Origin of the sequence: Actinophytocola sp. (assembly GCF_035942955.1) — a bacterium.
Classification (GTDB): domain Bacteria; phylum Actinomycetota; class Actinomycetes; order Mycobacteriales; family Pseudonocardiaceae; genus DASYTH01.
The window spans coordinates 34,016-56,179 of the sequence record NZ_DASZCQ010000058.1; the positions used below are offsets into that span (position 1 = coordinate 34,016).

22 protein-coding genes and 1 pseudogene are annotated in these 22,164 nt (G+C 70.1%); 6 read left to right on the forward strand and 17 right to left on the reverse strand.

Annotated elements, in window-relative coordinates; all coding sequences use genetic code 11:
- The 4 genes from VGX25_RS06105 to VGX25_RS06120 all read right to left on the reverse strand — a co-directional run bounded on the left by VGX25_RS06105 (position 1) and on the right by VGX25_RS06120 (position 3,460).
- Positions 1-2,151, reverse strand: coding sequence for a caspase family protein (locus tag VGX25_RS06105; protein ID WP_326916617.1), 2,151 nt, complete (start codon positions 2,149-2,151; stop codon positions 1-3).
- Entirely contained in the window at positions 2,151-2,540 is a 390-nt protein-coding gene (locus VGX25_RS06110; RefSeq protein ID WP_326916618.1) for a hypothetical protein, read from the reverse strand. The genes VGX25_RS06105 and VGX25_RS06110 overlap by 1 nt, the downstream gene beginning before the upstream one ends.
- A 243-nt stretch (positions 2,541-2,783) precedes the next feature.
- Positions 2,784-2,942, reverse strand: a complete 159-nt coding sequence (locus tag VGX25_RS06115) for a hypothetical protein (RefSeq protein ID WP_326916619.1) — start codon at positions 2,940-2,942, stop codon at positions 2,784-2,786.
- A gap of 239 nt (positions 2,943-3,181) precedes the next feature.
- Complete coding sequence (locus VGX25_RS06120) at positions 3,182-3,460, reverse strand: hypothetical protein (protein WP_326916620.1); 279 nt, start codon at positions 3,458-3,460, stop codon at positions 3,182-3,184.
- A gap of 98 nt (positions 3,461-3,558) precedes the next feature.
- Between VGX25_RS06120 and VGX25_RS06125 the strand changes: the two genes are divergently transcribed.
- Entirely contained in the window at positions 3,559-3,753 is a 195-nt protein-coding gene (locus tag VGX25_RS06125) for a GNAT family protein (protein WP_326916621.1), read from the forward strand.
- 83 nt (positions 3,754-3,836) lie between these two features.
- On the opposite strand, the gene VGX25_RS06130 is transcribed toward VGX25_RS06125, so the two are convergent.
- From VGX25_RS06130 to VGX25_RS06150, 5 genes are all read right to left on the reverse strand, one after another.
- Positions 3,837-4,802, reverse strand: a complete 966-nt coding sequence (locus tag VGX25_RS06130) for a VOC family protein (protein ID WP_326916622.1) — start codon at positions 4,800-4,802, stop codon at positions 3,837-3,839.
- A gap of 2 nt (positions 4,803-4,804) precedes the next feature.
- Entirely contained in the window at positions 4,805-5,875 is a 1,071-nt protein-coding gene (locus VGX25_RS06135; protein WP_326916646.1) for a 4-oxalomesaconate tautomerase, read from the reverse strand.
- Positions 5,876-5,975: 100 nt separating this feature from the next.
- Complete coding sequence (locus tag VGX25_RS06140; RefSeq protein ID WP_326916623.1) at positions 5,976-6,680, reverse strand: 4-carboxy-4-hydroxy-2-oxoadipate aldolase/oxaloacetate decarboxylase; 705 nt, start codon at positions 6,678-6,680, stop codon at positions 5,976-5,978.
- 349 nt (positions 6,681-7,029) lie between these two features.
- Positions 7,030-7,752, reverse strand: a complete 723-nt coding sequence (locus tag VGX25_RS06145; protein WP_326916624.1) for a PIG-L deacetylase family protein — start codon at positions 7,750-7,752, stop codon at positions 7,030-7,032.
- Positions 7,753-7,762: 10 nt separating this feature from the next.
- Positions 7,763-8,416 (reverse strand): GntR family transcriptional regulator, encoded by a 654-nt coding sequence (locus VGX25_RS06150; protein WP_326916625.1) that lies wholly within the window; start codon positions 8,414-8,416, stop codon positions 7,763-7,765.
- Between the two features lie 79 nt (positions 8,417-8,495).
- Between VGX25_RS06150 and VGX25_RS06155 the strand changes: the two genes are divergently transcribed.
- On the forward strand, positions 8,496-9,257 hold the full coding sequence (locus VGX25_RS06155) for a DUF1932 domain-containing protein (RefSeq protein WP_326916626.1): 762 nt from the start codon (positions 8,496-8,498) through the stop codon (positions 9,255-9,257).
- A gap of 8 nt (positions 9,258-9,265) precedes the next feature.
- On the opposite strand, the gene VGX25_RS06160 is transcribed toward VGX25_RS06155, so the two are convergent.
- Genes VGX25_RS06160 through VGX25_RS06180 form a run of 5 tightly spaced genes read right to left on the reverse strand, consistent with a single transcriptional unit; the run spans position 9,266 to position 14,362 of the window.
- A complete protein-coding gene (locus tag VGX25_RS06160) occupies positions 9,266-10,051 on the reverse strand; it encodes an SDR family oxidoreductase (RefSeq protein ID WP_326916627.1) in 786 nt (261 codons plus the stop codon).
- Positions 10,048-10,275 (reverse strand): hypothetical protein, encoded by a 228-nt coding sequence (locus VGX25_RS06165; RefSeq protein ID WP_326916628.1) that lies wholly within the window; start codon positions 10,273-10,275, stop codon positions 10,048-10,050. The genes VGX25_RS06160 and VGX25_RS06165 overlap by 4 nt, the downstream gene beginning before the upstream one ends.
- The gene (locus VGX25_RS06170; protein WP_326916629.1) at positions 10,226-11,923 is read right to left on the reverse strand and encodes a UGSC family (seleno)protein; all 1,698 of its coding nucleotides are present in this window, start codon (positions 11,921-11,923) and stop codon (positions 10,226-10,228) included. Before VGX25_RS06170 ends, VGX25_RS06165 begins: the two co-directional genes overlap by 50 nt.
- Positions 11,913-13,028: an NDMA-dependent alcohol dehydrogenase gene (locus tag VGX25_RS06175; protein WP_326916630.1), complete on the reverse strand. Its 1,116-nt coding sequence runs from the start codon at positions 13,026-13,028 to the stop codon at positions 11,913-11,915. The genes VGX25_RS06170 and VGX25_RS06175 overlap by 11 nt, the downstream gene beginning before the upstream one ends.
- A gap of 2 nt (positions 13,029-13,030) precedes the next feature.
- Positions 13,031-14,362: a phenylacetate--CoA ligase family protein gene (locus tag VGX25_RS06180; protein WP_326916631.1), complete on the reverse strand. Its 1,332-nt coding sequence runs from the start codon at positions 14,360-14,362 to the stop codon at positions 13,031-13,033.
- Positions 14,363-14,501: 139 nt separating this feature from the next.
- On the opposite strand from VGX25_RS06180, the gene VGX25_RS06185 reads away from it, so the two are divergent.
- From VGX25_RS06185 to VGX25_RS06200, 4 genes are all read left to right on the forward strand, one after another.
- On the forward strand, positions 14,502-16,013 hold the full coding sequence (locus VGX25_RS06185; RefSeq protein WP_326916632.1) for a GMC family oxidoreductase: 1,512 nt from the start codon (positions 14,502-14,504) through the stop codon (positions 16,011-16,013).
- 139 nt (positions 16,014-16,152) lie between these two features.
- A complete protein-coding gene (locus VGX25_RS06190; protein ID WP_326916633.1) occupies positions 16,153-17,628 on the forward strand; it encodes an aldehyde dehydrogenase family protein in 1,476 nt (491 codons plus the stop codon).
- Complete coding sequence (locus tag VGX25_RS06195; protein WP_326916634.1) at positions 17,621-18,715, forward strand: zinc-dependent alcohol dehydrogenase; 1,095 nt, start codon at positions 17,621-17,623, stop codon at positions 18,713-18,715. The genes VGX25_RS06190 and VGX25_RS06195 overlap by 8 nt, the downstream gene beginning before the upstream one ends.
- 1 nt (position 18,716) lies before the next feature.
- On the forward strand, positions 18,717-19,676 hold the full coding sequence (locus VGX25_RS06200; protein WP_326916635.1) for an amidohydrolase family protein: 960 nt from the start codon (positions 18,717-18,719) through the stop codon (positions 19,674-19,676).
- A 111-nt stretch (positions 19,677-19,787) separates the two neighbouring features.
- On the opposite strand, the pseudogene VGX25_RS35610 reads toward VGX25_RS06200, so the two are convergent.
- The 3 genes and pseudogenes from VGX25_RS35610 to VGX25_RS06215 form a co-directional block, all read right to left on the reverse strand.
- A pseudogene (locus VGX25_RS35610) lies at positions 19,788-19,910 on the reverse strand (PaaX family transcriptional regulator C-terminal domain-containing protein); the annotation flags it as partial.
- A 299-nt stretch (positions 19,911-20,209) separates the two neighbouring features.
- The gene (locus VGX25_RS06210; protein WP_326916636.1) at positions 20,210-21,025 is read right to left on the reverse strand and encodes a bifunctional 5,10-methylenetetrahydrofolate dehydrogenase/5,10-methenyltetrahydrofolate cyclohydrolase; all 816 of its coding nucleotides are present in this window, start codon (positions 21,023-21,025) and stop codon (positions 20,210-20,212) included.
- 151 nt (positions 21,026-21,176) lie between these two features.
- Positions 21,177-22,049 carry a methylenetetrahydrofolate reductase gene (locus VGX25_RS06215; protein WP_326916637.1) on the reverse strand — a complete coding sequence of 291 codons (873 nt, stop codon included), beginning with the start codon at positions 22,047-22,049 and terminating at the stop codon, positions 21,177-21,179.
- Positions 22,050-22,164 lie beyond the last annotated feature (115 nt).

Below are 22,164 nucleotides of genomic sequence, written 5' to 3' on the forward strand. Positions count from 1 at the left end.
CTACGAGGAGGATGCACTCGCGGGCGGAGAAATACGTCCCGGCCCGGCTTGGAACAGGTTGATCGCCACGACCGCGAGCCCGAGCAACGTGGAACCAAAAATGACGATCGTGGTGGTGTCGAGTGATTGACTTTCCAGGAACGCGAAGTTAAACAGCGAGAACGTCGTGCCGGCAATGATCCACCCCGCGAGCAGGAAGACCCCGAACCTGCGCGGCATCGCCAAGGCCGCGCAGGTGGGGACGACCAGCGCCATGACCGTCGCCGCGATGTTGAGGTAGAGGGTCTGGTGCCTGTCGTCCGCAACGTTGTTGAAGACCAGCAGGGTGTGGAAGACCAGGGTCAGCGCACCGCCGGCGCCGAGCACGAGCACCCACCACGCAAGCACGCCCCGGGGTACCCGTGCCAGGCGCACGTCGGGATCGTGCGCCAGGGCGAGCACGGCGAGGCCGGCCGCGGGCACCAGCGCCAGGTGCGCGCCGAGCTCGAGCCAGTATCCCGCCTCCGGGGAGCCGCCGGTCGAATCACGGATCAGATGCGCGAGGCCCAGGCTCGATGCGGCCACCGCACCCAGCAGCAGTCCCGGTCCGACCAACCTCCTGGTGCGCGGGACGAAAATGCAGACACCAGCAACGACAAGCAACGCGACCATCGTGAGCGTCTGCCACACGTACCGCTCCGCGCCGCCGTCATACCCCGCCTCCTCAAGCAGGGAGTTGGACCCGCGGTAGTCGGGCAGCAACCCGGCGACCAGCAGCGCCGCGCTCAGGACGGCCAGCTCGCCGGCCAGGCGGAGCGCCGCGCCGCCTGGCCGGCGCGGCGCGGTCCCGTCGAGCGCGGTGGACGTCGGAGCTGGCCGAGACCGCACGGAGCCGGCCCGTGGCGGGTCCGGTTCTCGCCGGCGGCCGGTGCCGGCTACGACCTCCACGTCGACGGGCATCACGGCCTCGCCGGTCGGCCCGGTGACGGCGATGCTGCCGCTGCGCGTGCCGGCCGCGGACGTGTCCACGGTGACGTCGAAGCCGCCGGCCGTCTCGTCGACCCGGATCCAGTCGTGCGAAGGCACCGGAGTGCAGGCCCTGGCGATCGGCGGGCCGAGCAGGCGGACCGCCCGGTGCGCGGGGTCCGAGCCCTCGGCCACCCGGCCGAAATGCAGCGCGGGCTCGTCGAGCCGGACGGCCGCCTCGCCAAGCGCCGCCGCCGCGGCGTCGGCGACGTGCCTGATGTCGGTGGCGGCCATCACCGTCAGCGCGTCATAGGCGCCCGCCGCGACCGAAAGGTTGTCGCTGCCCAGCCGCGAGCGCAGCTCGGTCAGCGCGCCGAGCCGGGTGAACATGTTCGGGTCGGTGACCGCGGCCTGCAGGTCCGCCGGAATCGGCAGGGCCCGGATGCGGCGCCGCCGGCTGCGCGCCAGGTACAGCTCCCCCTGCATCTCGATGTCCCGGCTCGGCGTCTGGTTCGGGTTCCGTTCGCGCACCCGCTCGAACACGTAGTCGTACAACTCGTTGATCGCGACCCAGCCGTCCTCGTCCCGGTCCGCGTCGCCGGTGGCCAACCCCTCAACCAGGGCCGCGGTGAACACCGACGGCCGCGGGTCGCCCTCCTCGGCGAGCTGGTCTCCCTCGAAGGCGTACTCCATCGCGCTGGACGCGGTGATCACCGCCCGGCCGCGCCCACGTTCACCGGGAAAGCTGTCGAGCACATTGACGTCCCCGGCCGCCCGGACGGTGACGCCCTCGCCGAAAGCACCGCCGTAGCAACAGTCCAGCAGCACCACGATGCTGCGTGACCGGCTCGCCCGGATGCACCGCTGGACGAACTCCGCCGGAACGGCGGTGGAACCGAGCCGGTTCGGCCGGGTGTTGCTGGCGGCGAAGAACAACTCCCCCGACTCGCTTTTCAGCCCGTGGCAGGAAAAATGCAGCAACAGCAGATCATCGGGCCGGCGGTCGAAGAACAGATCCTCGATCCGGGCCTGGATGACGTGCGCGGGCTCGTTGTGCACCACCTGCACGTCGAAGCCGCCGATCCGCGGGTCGCCGAGCACCCCGGCCAGCGCGTCGGCGTCGGCCGCCGGTGACCGCAGCCGCCGCAGCCCCTGGTGCTCGTACTCGTCGCTGGCGACGATCAGTGCCTTGCGCTGCCCGTCCACTATTCACTCTCCCCGGTGGCATGCCGGGCAACGAACAACTCGATCAACCGCTGCTGGTCGGCCGCCGTCGCCGCGGACAGCTCCAACACGTCACCGGCGATCTCAAGGCGCACCGTTCGGGGTGCTCCGTCGCCGCGCCCCAGCCATTTCCGGACCGCGGACACGACCGCGCCCAGCCCCCCGACCGACCGGCCGAGCGTGACCAGCAGCCCACCAACCGCGACGACGTCGAAGGCTCGGGCACCCGGCGGCGCCTCGCCCGCACGAAGCGCGGTCACGTCGTCGACGTCCAGTCGAAGGAGCTCCTGGCGAAGAAACCCGGCCAACGCACCCGCCCGCTCGGTATCCGCGTCGACCTCAACCAGTTGAATACTCAACTCAATGCCCATCGGGCCCACCCCCTTCACCTCAGGTGTGGCCCATGGCCACGATGCACCTCGGGCGACACCGTGACAACGGAATTCGGCAAATCTCGGGCAAAACTCAGTAAGGTCTGCCCATTCGGGAACTCGATACTCTGGCGCCAAAAGTGACAGAAGAGGATGCCGCCATCGCGGATCGGACCGGCATACCGGCCAGAGAAGCCTGTCGCCAGGCCAAACCATGCGGCAGGACGCTTGACCAGGTTGATGTCAGTCTATGCTGTCGGACATCTGCCAGTGACACCAGTAAAAGTGCCGGCGCAAGCATTGGGTACGAACGTGCTCGACCGGGCCGTCGGTGCTCGGCAGTACGAAGCGGTCGATCACTTCGGCGATCTCGCCGCAGTCCGGGCAGCTGGTGAACGTCATGACGGCACCAACGCGCGCACGTTTCTCGTGGTGATCATTGAATGCCTTCCCCTGTTTCCCTCTTACAAGAGGACCGAGCCCGCTTCCTGATACGCCCGGCCAAGGACCTCGCGACCCCCCACCGCGACCATGTTCGCAGCGCTGTGGTCCGCGACGTACGAAGCAAACCCAATGACCGCCGAGGAACGTCTGGTCGCGCTGTGGACGGCCACCGGACCGGCACCCCGACCCGGTGTGGATCAACGATGTCCCGGACGCCGCTCGCCGACCTCGTCGATCGAGCCCGCGCCCCGCACGCCACGTTCGACCAACACGTGATCGACATCGTCGACCGAATCACCTCGCCGGGAAGACTCGCCATCGCCTTCCGGCATCGCGCCCGGCACATCGGCCCGTGGCACACCCCGCTCGGCGCGCTCGCCCCCACCGGCCGCACCGTCACCGAACTCGGCATCGACCCGCTGACCCTCACCGGGAACCGGATCAGCCGGATCCGGGTGCTCGCCGACGAACTGCAACGGCTGATGCGGATCAGACCGCACCCGCCGGCAGACGAGTCCCCCGTCCCGCCGCTGCACACCACGGCCACGGCTACGCCACCGAAGCCCTCCGAGCCGTGCTCGAGCACCTGTTCACCAACCAAGGCCTCCACCGGGTATCAGCGGAATGCGACGCCCGCTCCGCCCGACTGCTCCACCGACCCGGCTTCCGCCAAGAAGGACACCGCCGCGCCCACACCTGGATCAAGAACGAATGGACCGCGACCTCCGCTTCGGACTCCTCGCCGATGACTGGCCGCACCATCCCATAGCCGAGCGGGACTTGAGGATATCCTCTACTGAGGACGATAGGCGATGACCGTGGCCAACCGGTCGAGAACGCATGACGCGGACATCATTTGACCACATCAGGTGTTGGGACCGGGGGTGTGCCGTGGGTGTGGAATGTTTCGATGGTTTTGAGTCCCCAGGCTTGGCCTTTGGCGCGTTCGGCTTCGGTCCAGGTGATGGTTTTCCAGTCGGGGGCGAAGACCAGGCGGGCGACCGGGTTGCAGAGTTCGATGCGGTTGCCGCCGGGTTCGTAGACGTAGAGGAAGAAGGTCTGCTGGATGGCGTGCTTGTGGGGGCCGGTTTCGATGTGTATGCCCCGGTCGAGGCAGATGTCGGCGGCTCGGAGGATGTCTTCGCGGGTGTCGGTGGCGAAGGCGATGTGGTGCAGGCGGCCGGTGCTGCCGGTCCAGTCGTTGGTGTAGACGAGGTCGTAGGATTTCTGGGCGAAGTGTAGCCATTGTGCGCTGATCAGGCCGCTGTCGAGCTGGATCTGCTCGGTGACCCGGCCGCCGAGCAGGTCGCGGACGAAGTCGCCGTTGGGCGCGGTTTCGGCGGCGAGGAAGTTGACGTGGTCGAGCCGGCGCACGCACACGCCGCGCGCGGGGTAGGCCTGCGCCTGGTTCTTCAGCGAGGGGCGCAGGTTCTCCGGCGGGTCATACCATTCGGTCTCCCAGTACAGGCCGTACTCGTGGCCGTCGGGGTCGGTGCACAGGTAGATCGGCCCGATGCCCGGCTCGCCGTCGATCCAGCCGATTCCGCGGCCCGCCGCGCCGATCGCCTTGACCCGCCGGTCGAGGGCTTCCGGGCTGGCGGCCCGCAGGTAGGTGCGCCGCAGGCCCGACGTGTGGTGACCGGTCAGGGTGAGGCTGTGGTGCTCGTAGTCGTCCCAGGTACGCAGGTAGTAGGTGTCCCCGTCATGGCCGTTCTCGGTCATTCCCAGCACCTCGGTGAAGAACCACAGGCTGCGCTCGAGCTCCGGGGTGAGCAGTTCGACGTGGCCGAGATGGGCGATGTCGTGCAGTAGACCCATGATCACTCCTGGGGACGCGGGAAGGCGATGCCGTCGAAGAGCTTGCGCGCGGTACGGATGACACCGCACCGCCGGACCCGCGGCGCAGGGTCGTCGTCGAGCTCGACCGTCACGTCGAGATGCCCGGTGGGATGCTCGATGCGCAGCGGCATTCCTGGTGACATTCCCGTTGCGGGCGGCCGGGCGACGTCATATGCCGTTGTGCCGGGCAGCACGGCGGCGGTCGCGACGGTGATCGCGCCGAGCACCCCGATGGAGTCGTGCGGGCGCAGCGGGATGAACGTGCGGGTGCAGAGAATTCCGCCGGCGCGAGCCGGAGCGACGAGGGTCGTCTTCGGGACGGAAGTGTCGGCGACGTCGCCGAGTCCCATCAGTTTCCCCGCCTGCAGCCGGATCGACTGCACTCGCTCGCGCAGGCGGCCGTCGGCGGCGAGTTGCCCGACGGGCTCGTACCCGCTCGCCCCGAGGTCGCTCGCCGCAAGGATGACGACGGGCATGCCGTTGTCGATGCAGGTGACCTCGACGCCGTCGATCCGGTCGCGCAGCGCTCCGCTCGGCAGCAGCGCACCACAGGCCGAGCCCTCGGTGTCCGTGAAGTCCAGCGTGATCGGCGCGGCGGTGGCGGGGACGCCGGAGATCGCGGTGTCCCCGGCGTAGTCGACGATCCCGCCGGGCGTGGCGAACGTCGCCACCGCAACGGAGTTCGAATTGACCATACGGATACGCACGGTCGTCCGGTCGGTCGCCGGCTCGACCAGCCCGCGTTCCACGGCGAAGGGCCCGATCCCGGCGAGCAGGTTGCCGCAGTTCTGCCGGTCGGACACGGTGGCCTGCTCGACACCCAGCTGCAGGAACAGGTAGTCGACATCGGCGGCGGGATCGGCCGATGTGGACACGACGGCCACCTTACTGGTCAGTGGGTGGGCACCGCCGATCCCGTCGATCTGCCGCGGGTCCGGGCTGCCCATGATCCGCAGTAGCAGCTCGTCGCGTTCCGCGGGACCGGCGGGCAGGTCCTCGGCGAGGAAGTACGCGCCCTTGGATGTGCCGCCCCGCATGAGCATGCAGCGCACCCCGGTCAAATCAGCACCTCGCAAGCTCGGTGCTGGCGACCCCATCGCCTCGTCCCTCGGCGATGGGGCAGTGCTCGATGGTTCGCTCCGCAAGCTCCGCTCACCCCGTTTCCTTCGCATACTGTTCGGCGGTGAGGTACCGCACGCCGAGTCGCTCCAAAGTGGACCGCAAGTCGTAGCGGTCCAGGCCGAGCTCGCCGGCGAGGAACGCCTGCCGGGCTGCCTCCTCCTTCGCCACCCGGGCCCGCGCCGCGGCAAGCACGCGGGCGACCTCGGCACGCGGCACGCACAGCACGCCGTCGTCGTCGGCAAGGATGGCATCGCCCGGCCGCACCACCTGGCCACCCACGGTGATCGGCACGTTCACCGCGCCCGCGGTGGCCTTCACCGTGCCCTGGGCGCTGATCGCGGCCGACCACACCGGGAAGTCCAGCGCGCGCAGCTCGGCGACGTCGCGCACCCCGGTCTCGGTGATCAGCCCCCGCACTCCGCGCACCCGCAGCGCGGTGGCCAGCAGCTCCCCGAACAGGCCGTCCGTGCACGGAGATGTCGTCGTCACGACGAGGATGTCGCCGGGACGGCACTGCTCGACGGCGGCGTGGATCATCAGGTTGTCGCCCGGCCAGCACAGCGCCGTGACCGCCGTGCCGCCGATCCGCAGTCCGGGTTGGATCGGCCGCAACGCCGTGCCGAGGTAGCCGGTCCGGTCCATCGCCTCGTGCGCCGTCGCCACGCCGTGCCCGGCCAGCGCGTCCACTGTGTCCAGTTCGGCTCGCGGCGTACCGGTCACCACAACGGGTTTCATGCGGTGTCCTCCAGCTCGGGAATGTTGGCCAATGTCGTGGGTCGCCTCGGGTGCCGGGTCACCGGACCACTCCTCGGGCAGACCTCGTTCCTCGGCCAAGCCGGCCTCTCCTCGTTCCTCGGAGCCGCAGGAGCATTGGATGGTTCGCTCCGCAAGCTCCGCCAAGCCTGCGTCTCCTCGTTCCTCCGAGCCGCAGGAGTATCGAATGGTTCGCTCCGCAAGCTCCGCCAAGCCTGCGTCTCCTCGTTCCTCGCAGCCGCAGGAGCATCGAATGGTTCGCTCCGCAAGCTCCGCTCACTCCTGCCCTCGTCGCGGTGGGCCAACTCCCTCGCCTGGCACTCCGCAAGCTTCATGCCAGCACCTCCGTGGTCTGTGGGAACAGCCGGACGTAGGCCTCGGCCATCGTGTTCTGCGGCAGGCCGAGGTTGGGGCCGGCGTTGCGCCTGAGCTGGACTCCCCGGCGGGTGGCCAGGTCCGTGTAGTAGTTCCACATGTGCTGCTGCGCGGGCAGGCATTCCATCGCCCGGCGCTTGGTGTCGAACACCGAGGTGATGTCCAGCAGCACGTTCGGCTTGAAGTCGCACTGCTCCGGCTGGTGCGGCTCGAAGAAGAACACCGGCGGCGCGCCGAGTGGCTCGCCGGGGGCGTCGTAGCCGATGGCCTGGGCAAGCACCCGCGCCTGCAACGCCATCCGGGAAGCGGCGGGGTGATCTCCGTTGTAGGGATCGGCGGGCGGGTGGGTGAGCACGACGTCGGGAACGACCTCCCGGTAAACCCGCACCAGGCGGTCGACGAGCTCCGGGCTCTCCGGCAACGGATAGTCGCCCGCGTCGAAGAACTCGATCTCCGCACCGAGCACCGCCGCGGCGTTCTCCGCCTCCCGCCGGCGAACCGCCTTGATCTCCTCCAGCGCCAGGCCTTCCCGCCACGCCCGCGCCGACTCACCGCGCTCGCCGTAGCTCAGGCACACGACCTTGGCCCGCTCACCGCGGGCGGTGGCCAGCGCGATGGCCCCCGCCGCCCGCCAGACGAAGTCTCCCGCGTGCGCGCTGACCACGAGCAGTGCTGGCATTGCGGTCCCTTCAGCCGTCCGACTCCTCGAGCGCGTCGATGACACTGCGCAAATGCGCGCGGGCGGCCGCTTCGGCGCCGGCCGGGTCCCGGTCGGCGATGGCCGCAATGATCGCCAGGTGCTCGGACAGCGACTTGGCCGGCCGGCCGGCACGCAGCGCCAACCGGAACCTGTGCCGGACGAGCTGACCCTGCAGCCGGTCCAGAAGTTCCGACGCCACCGGCTGCGCGGCGATCTCCCGCACCCGCGCGTGCAGGTCGCGGTTGAGCGCGGAGTACTTCATCGGCTCGCCGTCGGCGACGGCCCGACGCATCGCCTCGCCGAGCGAGATCAGCTCCGCGATCTGCTCATCGGTGCCCAGCTCGGCCGCCTTGGCCGCGCACAGGCCTTCCAACACCATCCGGCATTCGGTGATGGCCACCGCCTCCGGCACGGTGACCAGCCGAACCCGGGCACCCCGGTTGGGCACCCGCTCGACGAGACCGGCCGCGGTCAGCTCGAGCAGCGCCGCCCGCACGCTCGCCCTCGTCACGCCGAACAACTCGGCCAGCTCGGCTTCGACGAGCCGCTGCCCGGGGACCATGTCGCCCGCGCCGATCGCCTTACGCAGCGCGGTGAGCGCCAGTTGCTTGCCGGTTTCGCCCGTCTGCGGCGTGGTGCCCACTCGGGCACCGTAAGGATCCGCGGGACATATTGTCAACAATCCTTGTGACAAGATTGTTCACCACATTACGGTGGGATCCATGCGCCTCGCGATCCTCGGGCTGGGTGAAGCCGGCCGGCGTTACGGCGCCGACCTCGCCGCGGTGGGCTGGCAGGTCACCGGCTACGACCCCGCGCCGGTCCCGACACCACCCGCCGTCGTCCGCGTACCGTCCATTCGAGACGCCGTGGCGGATGCGGAGCTCGTGATCTCGCTGACCGGATCCCGGTTCGCCGAGACCGCCGCGGAGGACGCCGCGGGCGCGCTGGCCGGCGGCGCCTGCTTCGCCGACTTCAACACGGCCGCGCCGGCGGTCAAACGTGCCGTCGCGGCACGGGTTCGCCGGGCGTGCGTCGCCGATGTCGCCGTGCTGGCGCCGGTTCCGCGCCTGGGTGCGGCGACTCCCCTGCTCGTGTCCGGCGACGGTGCGGACGCCGTGGCCGTGGCGTTCCGGTCGATCGGTGCCGAGGTCGACGTGCTGGATGAGCCCGTTGGTGCCGCCGCGAGCCGCAAGCTGCTGCGCAGCGTGTTCATGAAGGGCCTCGCGGCGACCGTGCTCGAGGCGATGACCGCCGCCACCGCCGCGGGATGTGGCGACTGGATGCGCGCGCAGGTCGCCGGTGAGCTCGGGCCGGATGGCGCCGAACTGGTCGAGCGTCTGATCACCGGCAGCCGGCGGCACGCTGCCCGCCGCATCGACGAGGTGCGGGCGAGCCGGGACCACCTCGCCGAGCTCGGTGTCCCGACCCCCATCTGTGACGCGGCGCTTCGCTGGCTGACCGTGGTCGCCCGGGAGGGGTGACGGTACTTCTATGGGGATGCCGAGTCGAGGTCTGTGGCCGGCCTGGTGGACGTGTAGGTCGACGTGGGGAGGATCAGAACCTCGGCGAGGGTCACGTTCGGGGGTGCGGAGACCATGTGGAGCACCGTGGCGGCGATGTCCTCCGGGGACAGGGTGACTTTGTTGGCCAGGAAGTCGAGGACGAACTTCTGCAGCTCCGGATCGTTCGAGGCGTTGGTGATCTCGGTGCCGCGGGTCATACCCGGTTCGATGACGGTCACCCGCAGGCCCTTGTCGGCCATCTCCTGGCGCATGCTGTCGCAGAACGCCACGACGCCGAACTTCGTTGCCGCGTAGACGTTGTTGAAGGGTGTGGTGAGGCGGCCGCTGTGCGAGGAGATCACCAGCAGGTCGCTGTAGGACTGCCGCAGCAGGTGGGGCACCGCGGCATGCGTCACGTTGAGCACGCCGAGCAGGTTCACGTTCACCATGTGGTGCCACATGTCCAGGTCGGCGCCCTCGACCGGGCCCATCGTGCCACCGCCGGCGCTGTTGATCACGATGTCCAGCCGACCATATCTGTCCACTGTGGAGGATACGGCGTTTGCGGCCTGCTCACGGTCGGCCACGTCGGCCACCACGTGGCTTGCCACGCCACCGTCGGTGGTGATCTTCTCGACCACCTCGGCAAGGCGATCGCCGCGGCGGGCGGTCAGGCTGACCGAGGCGCCCTCCCTAGCCAGCGCCACCGCGATGGCGGCGCCCATCCCCGAGGACGATCCGGTGACGAGTGCGACGCGGCCTGCCAGCCTCACCGCGTCCCCCGTGGATAGGTGATGTCGATGGAGTCCTCGTCGATCCCGAGCGCCCTGCCGAGGATGCCGCGCATCACAGGCTCCGGCACCAGGCAGTCCGCGCACGCCGCCGGGGTGGCGGAGATGCGCACGGCGACGCGATCACCGGCATGCCGGACGTCGAGCTCGTAGCCGTCAGCCGACAGCGCCGACCGTAGCGCCAGCAGCCCGTCCTGGTCGGCCATCACTGCTCCCTTCCACTGCCACCGACACTCCGGACCAGACCCCGAACACCCGCACCACCATGGACATGGCGGCGTTGCGGGCGCCGGCAACGAGCACCGGGACATTCGCCGGATCAGGCAGGATGCGCTGGAATCCGTTGACGTCCGGAGTCCGGGCCGGGTACCGCACGCCGTTCTCGCCGACGCCGTCCTTGCCGGCGCGCCGCAGGTCGGCGGTGGACCGTCCGCAGTGCTCCACCAGCCAGGCCCGCACGTCGGCCTTGGTGTAACCGGCATCGGCGAGCAGCTGGGCGTGCTCGGGGCCGAACACCACGCCGCACGACGTATGCCGGAAGATCAGTGCGCCGGACCGGGAGATGGTGTCGGCGAAGTCGGCGAGCAGCTGTTCGGGATCGCTGGTGTGCCGGTTGTCCACGAACTCACACGTGCGGGTGAGCATGGCCGACACGGCGGAAGTCCCGGCCGGTAGCCCGCCGTCGATCGACAGCGGTTCCCACGGGCTCTCCTCTTCGTTCTCCGCAAGGCAGATCGACCACCGGCCGGGGACACCCTGCGTGGCCTGTTCGAAAACCTGCGGCAGGACACCGAACGCGTTGCGCACGATCAGCCCGATCGCCCGCGCGACCGTCGCGTTCGGACGGAATCCGGGGCCGAAGACCCCGCCGGCACTGTTGAAGCCGAGCTCGGTCCGAACGGGACCGTTGACGACGATCAGCGGCGCCGGCCCGCTGGTGCTCTGCCAGCCGCCGCCCCGCGTCGTCCGGTCCCGCATGAGCGCTTCGAACGCGGCGAGCACGACCGGGAAGTACTCCGGCCGGCACCCGGCCATGGCCGCGTTGATCGCGGCCAGCTCCACGGTGCAGTCCCGATCCAGCTGCGGCATCCGTCCGATGACCTCGCCGGGGTCGCGCCGGGTGGTGGCCAGGAACTCGGCCAGCAGCGGCGCCGACACCGGCACCACCGGCAACCCGTCGGACCACCCCCACAGTTCCGCCTCTCCGGGATTTACTGCTGTTGTTGCGTTCCGGCGCATGGTGCGGTTATCGCGTTGATTGTGGCTGGGTTGCGTCACGGTCCCCTGAGGTGCGGTTGGCAGGTCCGCGGCCGAGGTGAGGAGCGTGAGCACGTCGTTGAGGCATTGGCGGGCGCGCTCGCGGACCTCTTCTGGCGTCAGGACGGCGACCGGGTGCGGGGTGGTGACGTAGCGGTAGCCCGGCATGCCCGCGTGTTCGGCCATGGCGTCGGCGGTCACCCGGTAGGCGTCGCTGCAGATCACGGCGGCCGGGATGCCGTGGCGCTCGAAGGCAACCCCGTCGGCGACGGCGGACGCGCTGCACGAGCCGCAGTCACCGACGCCGGTGATCACGACGTCGCAGTGGGCGGCGATGTCGGCGAGCTCGGCTTCGGACACCGGCAGCGCGAACGCCGTCTTGGTGCGGCGAAACAGCGCGGCGGCCTCGTGCTCGTCGAGCAGCAGCCGGCCCAACTCGTCGAGGAAGAGGTCGGCGTTGTGCTTGGTGTTCTCCAGCAGCCCCACCCGGGCACCACGCAGGTCCACCCGGCGCGCCGCAAGCTCCACAGTGGACCTTGCGGACCGGCTTCGTCCGGTAGGATCGAGGATGGCGTTTGGACCGCCGTCAGTGCTCATGGACGAGAACCCCTCGGATGTTCTTGCCGTCCAGCAGGTCCCGGTACCCGTCGTTGATCTCGTCGAGCCGGTACCGCCGGGTGATCAGCTCGTCCAGCTTCAGGTCGCCGGCCCGGTACAGGTCGAACAGCCGCGGGATGTCGTGCAGCGGGTTGGCCCTGCCCATCACCGCGCCCTCGATGCGTTTGCCCGGCCCGACCAGCATTCCGGCGGACACCCCCCGCAAGGTCAGATCGCCCATGCGCCCCACCGCGGTGACCGACACCTGCCCGGCCTTGCCCACGATCGCGACCGCCTGGCCGGTCACCTCGGCGTCGAGCACGCCGACGGTGAGGATCGCGTGGTCGGCCAGGTCGCCGCCGGTCAGCGAGGTGACGAGCGACTGCGCGTCCTCGCCGGGGGCGCTGGTGTGGGTGGCGCCGAACACCTTGGCCATCTCCCGTTTGAACGGCACCGGGTCGACGGCGACCACGTTGCGCGCGCCGGCGTACCGCGCGCCCTGCACGGCGGCGCTGCCGACCCCGCCGACCCCGAACACGACCACGGTGTCGCCGGGCCGGACGCCAGCCAGATGCACCGACGAGCTCCACCCGGTCACCACCCCGCAGCCGACCAGCGACGCCACCTCGAAGGGGATGTCGGGGTCGATCTTCAGGCAGGAGTCCTGGTCGATCACCGCGTACTGGGAGAACGTGCCGAGCACGCACATGCCGCCGAGATCGGCGTCCCCGTCGTGGAACCGGAACGTCTCGTCCTTCAGGCAGCCGACGCTGCACCGGACCACCTCGACGCACAGGCCCTGGCGGCCGGTCGCGCACCACCGGCAGCGCCCGCACACCGGGACGTAGATGGTGACAACATGGTCGCCGGGCGCCAATCTGGTGACCCCGGGACCGACCCGCTCGACGATCCCGGCGCCCTCGTGGCCGCCGACCAGCGGCAGCCGAATGGGAGCGTCGCCCTTGCTGACATGGTCGTCGGAATGGCAGAGCCCGGACGCCATCATCCGGACCAGGACCTCGCCTTCCTTGGGTTCGTCGAGGTCCAGCTCGGTGATCTCCCACTCGCTCGGCGCGGTCCGCAGCACGGCGGCTCTGGTCCTCATGATCACACCTCCACGCGGTCGGCCGCCGTGAGCCTGGTCAGGCGGGACTTCATCTGGAACCGCTCGAGCGATCCCGGTGGCACCAAGGTGATCCGCGTCCGGACCGACAGCCGGGTAGAGATCAGGCGCTCCAGCTCGGCGCGCAACGCATCATGGTCGCCCGGCTCGGGCCCCCACTCGGCCTCGACGGACAGCGGCGGGTCCACCCGGGGACCCGGCCGGTCCAGCACCACCTGCACCGAGCCGGTCGTCCGAGGGTGCAACGACTGCACCAGATCGCGGATCGCCGAGGGAAAGACGTTGACGCCCAACACGATGAGCATGTCGTCGGTGCGGCCGACGCAGCGGATGAGCGGGACTCCAGCATTGTCAGTGCCGGTGACTGTGCTGTCTATACCGGTCACCAGGACCCGGTCCCTGGTTCGAAACCGCACCAGCGGGCAGCATTCCCGGTCGAGCGCGGTGTACACCAGCTCGCCGCCGGCACCGGGCTCCGGGGTCACCGGCTCCCCGGTGTCCGGGTCGATCAGCTCGACCAGCACGTGCCCGCCCCCGGTCAGCCGCATGCCGGCGGCGCCGGGCGGCTCGGCGAAGATGACCGGCGCCATGTCGGCGTTGCCGAGCCCCTCGGTGACCCGGGCTCCCCACTGCTCCACCAGGTGCGCGCGGAACGCCGGCTCCCCGCCGCCGGGCTCCCCGCCGACGATGATCTTGCGTAGCCCGAACTCCCGCGGATCGCGGCCCGCCTTGTCACGGATGTACTCGGCGAGGTAGTGCGCGTACGACGGGGTCGAGTGCAGCGCGGTCACCCCGAGCGTGGTCATCGCCTGGACGGCCTTCTCCGAGGCCCCGGTGCCGATCGGCACCATCGTCGCGCCGATGTCCTCGATGGCGTCGCGGATCGGCAGCCCACCGACGAACAGGGTCAACCCGGCGCCGTGCACCACGACGTCTTCCTTGGTGAGTCCCAGGGTGCGGAACGCGGCCGCGGTCATCTCGGTCCACGCGGCGGAGTCCGCTCTGGTCACCCCGACCCAGCTCGGCGTGCCGGTGGTTCCGGTCGAGGCGTGCACCCGGATCACGTCGCGCATCGGCGCCGCGGCGTGCCGGCCGAGGGGCGGGGCGGCCGCCTGGCTGTCCCGGAGCATGTCCTTGGTGGTGAAGGGAAAGCGCGCCAGGTCGGCCAGGCTGGCCAGCTTCGCCGGGACGACGCCGTGCCGGGCGAACAGGTCCGCGTAGAACGGGGAACGCTCGGTCACGTAGTCCAACTGCCGGCGCAGCATGACCAGCACCCGGTCCCGTGTCGCTGCGGGGACGAAGGTTGGCGCCGGCACGGGACAATGGCACATCGCCGGACGAGCGTGTGTCAATCCGTCTTCCATCAGGCGGCAGCGGCCTTGACATCACCCGCCGACCACGAGTTCAGTCGGCTTCACGAGCGCCCAAATCATTGTCGCGGCGAAGGAGTGGGTTGTGAATCGCGACTTCGCGGCGTGGGACTACATCGTCGTCGGGGCCGGCTCGGCGGGAGCCGTGCTCGCCGCCCGGCTGAGCGAGGACCCGGCAACGGACGTCCTGCTCATTGAGGCCGGACCCGACTTCCGCTCGGCGGACACGCCGCCGGGCTTCCGGACCAGAGACATCGACATGGCGCTGGAGTCCAACCCGGACTTCTGGTGGCCGAACCTGAGGGCACGGCGCAACCCGGCGCAGCAGCCGTACTACTACATGCGCGGCCGGGGCATGGGCGGCAGCTCGACGGTGAACGGGCTGTGCGCGATCAGGGGAACACCGGACGACTACGACAACTGGGCGCGCCTCGGCGCGAAGGGCTGGTCGTTCGGCGAGGTGCTGCCATCGCTGATCAAGCTGGAGGACGAGCACGACTTCCCGGACGCGGATTACCACGGCCGCAACGGCCCGGTGCCGATCTACCGCGAGCCCGAGGACGGGTGGGGCGGGATGGATCACGCCTTCCGCGAGGCCGCACTCGACCTCGGCCACCCGTGGTGTGCCGACCACAACGCGCCGGACGCCACCGGGGTGAGCCCGTTCGCGATGAACATCCGGGCCGGGCACCGGGTGTCCACGAACGACGGTTACCTGGAACCGGTGCGGGACCGGCCAAACCTGACGATTCGCGGTGCGACCCACGTCGACACCGTCCTATTCGGTCCAGGAACCCGAACGCGCGGCGTACGCCTGGTCGGCGGCGCCGAGCTGTTGGTCAACCCCGGCGGTGAGGTGATCGTCGCCTGCGGCGCGGCGCACTCCCCCACCCTGCTGATGCGCTCCGGTGTCGGCCCGGCCGCCAGCCTGTCCGCACTCGGCATCGAGGTGGTCGCCGACCTGCCGGTCGGGCAGGGCCTGCAGGACCACCCCATGCTGTTGATCCCGGTGCGGACAAAGGAAAGCGCACGGCATTCACGCGACAACCGGGTGACCAACTGCGCCCTGCGCTACTCCTCCGGCCTCGGTGGCGCCGGGACCAACGACATGATGTTGTTGCCCAACAACGGACTCCGGTTCGGCGGCGGCATCATGGTGTTGCAGCAGGAACAGGTCTTCTCCCGGGGCCGGCTGACCATGACCTCCCGGGATCCGCTGGCCGACCCGTTGATCGAGCAGTGCCTGCTGACCGACGAGCGCGATCTCGTCCGGATGCGCGACGCCCTCGAGCGGACCGAGGAGCTGCTGCACCACAAGGCATTCCGCGCGATCATGACGGGCCCGCCGGAACTGCCCGACCCGGAGGAGCTGCCCCGGATCATCGGCGACACCGTGCACCTGGCCTCCTCCTGCCGGATGGGCTCGCCGGAGGACGCCACCACCGTCGTCGACCCCGACTGCCGCGTGCTCGGCACGGAGGGTCTCCGCGTGATCGACGCGTCGGTCATCCCCGACATTCCCAGAGCCAACCCGCATCTGACCGTGGTGATGATCGCCGAGCAGATGGCCACGCGCATGAGAGAGGAATCGCCATGACCTCAAGGTCAGATCAGGCCGCAGGCCTGCCAACCGCACCTCAGGGGACCGTGACGCAAGCCAGCCACACTCGACCCGCCAACCGCACCGCCAGCTGGAACGTAACGACAGCAGTAAATCCCGGAGAGGCGGAACTGTCATGACCATGACCGCCCCGGCCGGGCTGGACGTCAGTGCCGAGCTGACTGACGGCACGCATCTGATTGGCGGACAATGGGTTCCGGCCCGCGGTGGTGAGACCATCGACGTCATCAACCCGGCGACGGGAGACCTGCTGCTGAGGGTGCCCCGCGGTCGCGCCGAGGACATCGACGCCGCGGTACGGGCCGCCGAGGACGCCTTCCCGGCGTGGCGCGACACCAGCCCGACCGTCCGCGCGGAGCTGCTGTACCGCTGGGCGGACGAGATAAGCAAGCACGAGCAGACGCTGGACCAGCTGGAATCCATGGAGGTCGGCCGGCCGCACTGGGGTCCGTCACCACTGCCCGGCATGGTGACCTACTTCGCCGGCCAGGCCGACAAGCTCACCGGAATGACGCTGCCCACCCACGGGCCGAACACCCTGGCCATGACCCTGCGCGAGCCCTACGGCGTGAGCGGATGCATCATCCCGTGGAACGCGCCGGCTCCGCTCATGGTCGCCGACGTGGCGCCCGCGATCGCCGCCGGCAACACGGTGGTGCTCAAGCCGGCCGAGGACGCGCCGCTGACCCCCCTGCTGCTGGCCAAGTTGGCAATGGCGGCCGGCATCCCACCCGGGGTGATCAACCTCGTGACCGGCTACGGCCCCGAGGCCGGCGCGGCACTGCCGCTGCACCCCGGCGTCCGGCGGATGAGCTTCACCGGTTCGCCGGAAACCGGCGGCAAGGTCATGGAGGCGTGCGCGAAGAACCTGATCCCGCTGCATCTGGAGCTGGGCGGCAAGACCCCGCAGATCGTGTTCCGGGACGCCGATCTGGCCAAGGCCGTACCGGCGATCGTGCGCAGCATCACCCTGAACACCGGCCAGATCTGCGCCGCCGGCTCGCGCGTTCTCGTGGAGCCGGGCATGCGCGACGACCTCGTCGCCGCGGTCAGCCAGGAGTTCGGCAAGGTCCGCGTCGGTCCCTGGTACGAACGGGTGGACATGGGACCGCTCATCAACGCCAAGCAGGAACGGCGGGTCCTCGGTTACCTCGACATCGGCCGCGAGGAAGGCGCCGAGGTGGTCACCGGTGGGCACAAGCTCAGCGGTGAGAAGTTCGACCGAGGCTTCTTCGTCGAACCGACGATCTTCCAGCGGGTCACCCCGGACATGCGCATCGCTCAGGAGGAGATCTTCGGCCCGGTGTTGTCCGTCATCGACTACACCGACGAGGCGGAGGCCCTGGAAATCGCCAACGGCACCAAGTACGGCCTCACCGCCGCGGTGTGGACCTCCGACGTCGGTCGGGCCGTCCGGCTCGCCAAGCGCGTGCAGGCGGGCCAGGTCTACGTCAACACCACCGGTTTCCGCGGTGCCATCGGCAGCCCGTGGGGCGGCTACAAGCACAGTGGCTTCGGTCGCAGCATGGGCGTCGCCGCCCTCGAGGAGTACACGCAGATCAAGACCGTCATCATCGACGGCGATGGCTGACTCGGTACTCGCGGCGGTGCAGACCGGTCCCCGGCGGATCGAGCTGCGCGAGTTCCCCCGGCCACGGATCGGTCCGGAGGACGGGCTGCTTCGGGTCGAGGCGTGCGGCATCTGCGGCAGCGACGTCGAGCTGTACCACGGCACCCTGCCCAACAAGTCGCTGCCGTGCATTCCCGGGCACGAACCGCTGGGCGTCATCGAGGAGGTCGGCGAGCTGGCCGCGCGGCGGTGGGGCGTTGCGCCCGGCGACCGGGTGGCCCTGGAGATCCTGATCCCGTGCCGCGCCTGCGAAACCTGCCTGACCGGGCGCTACATGGCCTGCCCGGCAAGGATAGGCGGCCATGGAGTAACCTCGGTCAGCCAGCAACCGGGCCTGTGGGGCGGCTTCGCCGAGCACATCTACCTGCACCCCAACGCGATCCTGCACAAGATGCGCGCCGACATCCCCGCCGAGGTGGCGGTGATGTTCAACCCGCTCGGGGCCGGCGTGCGCTGGGCCTGCCACCTCGGCGGTGTCCAGCTCGGCGACACGGTCCTGGTGCTCGGACCCGGCCAGCGCGGGCTTGCCTCCGTGATCGCGGCCAGGGCGGCCGGGGCCGGCACGATCATCGTCACCGGCCTGGCCCGGGACGGGCGAAAGCTCGAGCTGGCAAGGGAGTTCGGCGCCGACCACACGATCGACGTCGACGAGGCGGACACCGTCGAGGCGGTACGGGACATCACCGGTGGCCGCCTGGCCGACGTCGTGCTGGAGCTGACCCCGCGTGCGACGGCGCCGGTGCTCGACGCGTTGAACGCGGTGCGGCACGGCGGCCGGGTCGTGCTCGCCGGGCTCAAGGGCGACCGGCCGGTTCCGGTACCCACCGACCTGATCATCAACAAGGCCGTCTCCGTGGTGGGCGCGTTCGGCGTGGACAACCGCGCGTACACCGAGGCCATCCGCATCATCGAGTCCGGCCGCTATCCGCTGCACAAGCTGCACACCCACACGTTCGGGCTCACCGAGGTGGCCCGCGCCATCGAGACCCTGGCCGGTGAGGTCCCCGGCGAGAACGCTGTGCACGTCAGCGTCCATCCGGGAGGGTGACATGGTGATCGACGTCCACGCCCACGCCATCCCCGAGGAGTTCCCGGAATCCCCCGGCTGGCCGCGGATGGAGCCGGTGGAGTCCGGCGACGCCCGGGTGCTCGAGTTCGGACCGTTCCGCTTCCGGGCCGCGGCGGCCTTCTACGACGCCGAGCACCGCCTGGCCGCCATGGCCGCCGACGGCGTCGACGCCGAGGTGCTCTCACCGTTTCCCCCGCTGCTGAACTACACGCTGGACACGAGCAGCGGCCGCGACCTGTGCCGCTTCATCAACGGCAGCATCGCCTCCCGGTGCGCCGCCGAACCCGGCCGGTTCTTCGGCCTTGGCACGGTTCCCTTGCAGGACCCCGACATCGCGGCCGCGGAGCTCCCGGAGATCGTCCGATCCGGACTGCACGGCATCGAGATCGCGTCCAGCATCAACGGAACTCCGCTCGGCGACGAGAGGTTTCTCGGGTTCTTCCAGGAAGCCGAGCGGCTCCAGGTGCCCATCTTCGTGCACGGCTTCCCCACCGCCGACGACAGGCTTCCCGGCAGCGCGGTCGGTTCCTTCGGGGTGGCCGGTGAGATCGCCATGGCCGCCGTGTCCATCGTCATGGGCGGCACCGCAGAGAAGTGTCCCGACCTGCGCCTGGCCTTCAGCCACGGCGCGGGGGGCTTCCCACTCATGCTCACCCGCGCCGAGCACTTCTGGCGCCACGTCCTCAGCGGTCCGGACCGCGCCCCGCGGTCACCCACCGAGATCGCCCGCCGCTTCTACTACGAGTGTCACGTCTTCGATCCCCGCGCCCTGCGCTACCTCGTCGAGCTGCTCGGCCCGAGCCGGCTCATGTTCGGCACCGACTTTCCCGCCATGCCGCGCGAGCATGCCATGACAACGCTGGACTCGGCGGATCTGCCGTCCGACGTCCGTCGTGGCATCACGGCCGACAACGTCCGCCGGTTCCTCCGCATCGAATGAGGTTAGCCACTGCCAGGATGGCGACGCTGCTGTGGTAGCGAACCAGGTTGGCCAGCCGCGGATCGTGCTCCGCGACGATCTTGCGAACGCGGATCTCGGCGAGCGGGCCAAGGCGTCGTAGATCTCCACGAACAACCGGTGTGCGGTCGCGCTCGGCCAGTCCTCGGCGAGGAGCTCGGGGGGCAACTCCGGGTCGAGACCGGGCAATGTGCGGGCCTGGCGGCCCGCCCTCATTCGCGCGCGCCACAGGCCACAGCGAACGGGAGCCGATGCGATCTTGCCGTCTGTTCCACAGTGGACATTCCCGGCACACCCTCAACGCCCCTGCGGCGCGTGACGGTGCGGGCGGGCCGCCAGGCCTGCCCACAATGGGCGCGCCCGACGTGCCGCGCGAGGCTCGTGGTCACGGGTCGCGAGCGCCGGCGAGCGATCGGCGAAGCCGACGCGACGAAGGAGCGCCCTGACCACGAGACGCGGCACGCCACCATGCGCGCCGCCGCACCCCTTGAACAACCGATCAGGCCATGCCGGGGCTAGCGTTCCCGGGCTGCGCGGATGGTTTGGGCTAGCAGGGTGGCGATCGTCATCGGGCCGACGCCGCCGGGCACCGGGGTGATCAGCGATGCTCGCTCGGCCGCGGCGTCGAACTCCACGTCGCCGGCGCCGGCGTCGACCACGATCGCGCCTTGCCTGATCCACTTCCCGGGGATGAGTCCGGGGCGGCCGGTGGCCGTGATGAGCAGGTCGGCCTCCGCGATGTGGGCGGCCAGGTCGATGGTGTGGGAGTGGCAGTAGGTGACGGTCACGTCGCGGGCCAGCAGCAGCATCCCGAGCGGCCTGCCGAGGGTGGGGCTGCGGCCGACGATGACCGCGTACCGGTAGGGTAGCCGCACCTCGTAGGCGTCCAGCAGGGCCATGATCCCGCCCGGGGGTGCCGCGACGAAACCGGGCTCGCCCAACGCCATGCGGGCGAACGAGACGCTGGTGACGCCGTCGACGTCCTTCGCCGGGTCGATCGCATCGAACACCGTTCGCGCGTCGATGCCGGCGGGCATCGGGTGCCGCACCAGGATGCCGTCGACGTCCGGGTCGGCGGACAGCTCGCGCACCCTGGCCGCCACCTCTCCGGTCGTGACCGGGGCGGCCAGCTCGACGTGCCGCGACGTCATGCCCACCGCCGCGCATCGGTCGGCCGTCATGTGGGTGCACGACGTGGAATCGTCGCCGACCAGCACCGTGGCCAGGACCGGGGCGCGGCCGTGCGCGGCCACGAACTCGGCCACCTCGCCTCGAACGCGGTCCAACGTCGCCTTCGCGACGGCCGTTCCGTCCAGAACCCGTGCGGTCATTTCGACCTCCTAGAAGACGACCGAGATGTTGCCGTCGCGGAAGGCAGCCAGCCACAATCGACCCGACAACCGGACCACCCGCTGGTACGCAACGACCGCGTCGCCCCGACGATCAGGCGTCCGTGATCGGCGCCGTCGGCAGCCGGCTCGGTCACGGTTGGTCGTCCTGTTCGGACAGTGCGGCCAGCGTGCGGCGGCGCCACAGCTCGGTGCCGCGCAGCTCGTTGAACGTGAAGATGTGCAACCCGCGGATGTTGCTCGCCACCTTGGGCACGGTGGCGCCGAGCCGCCTGGCCAGCCGGGTGGGCCGGTAGGCGCCCGGAAGCACGAAGCGCCACAGCAGGTGGTGCTGGTTGCGCAGGAACCGGGCGGACTGACCGAGCCCGAGGCCCGCGGAGATCCGGACCAGCTTCTGCCGGTTCACCGGCCCGGGTATGCCCACGCGGACCGGAAGGTCGATGCCCGCCGCGGCGATACGTTCGGCCCACGATGCGGTCGTGCCGGCGTGGAAGCAGATCTGCGTGATGACGTGGGTTGCCATTGGCGCCTTCTGTTTCAGCGCGAGGTCGATCGCCTCCTGCGGAATGTTGGCGTGGCCCTCCGGGTAGCCGGCGATGCCGACGTCGTCGAACGAGTCGCCGAGCGTGTGCATCGCCTCCAGCAGCGAGTACGCGTCCGCGAACGGGCCGGCCGGCCGCGGCATGTCGCCCGCGATGACGAACACCGAGCGGCCCCCCGCCGCGCGCAGCCGGCCCAGCACGTCCTCGACCTGGCTCATGGCGACGAACAGCCGCGCCGGCAGGTGCGGCGCGACCGCGTAACCGTGCCCGAGCAGGCGCTCGGCGAGACCGATGGTCGCGTCCATGCCCCGCGCCTGGGTGACCGTGACGGTCAGCGGCACCGGAGTCGGCACGTGGGCCAGCACAGCCCTTTCCGTGCCGCGGAACGGTGTGACCTCGTAGCTGATGTTGCGCATCAGGTCAGTGAGGCACGAGCGCCGGCCTCGGGTGGCCATGATGCTCATGGCTCTCAGTTCAGCCGAACCATGATCTCGTGTCGCCCCGCATCGAATCCGAGTCGACCGCGACGAATGACGTAGCCGGGACGGGTCAGCGGCCGGTCACCATCTGGTGCGGATG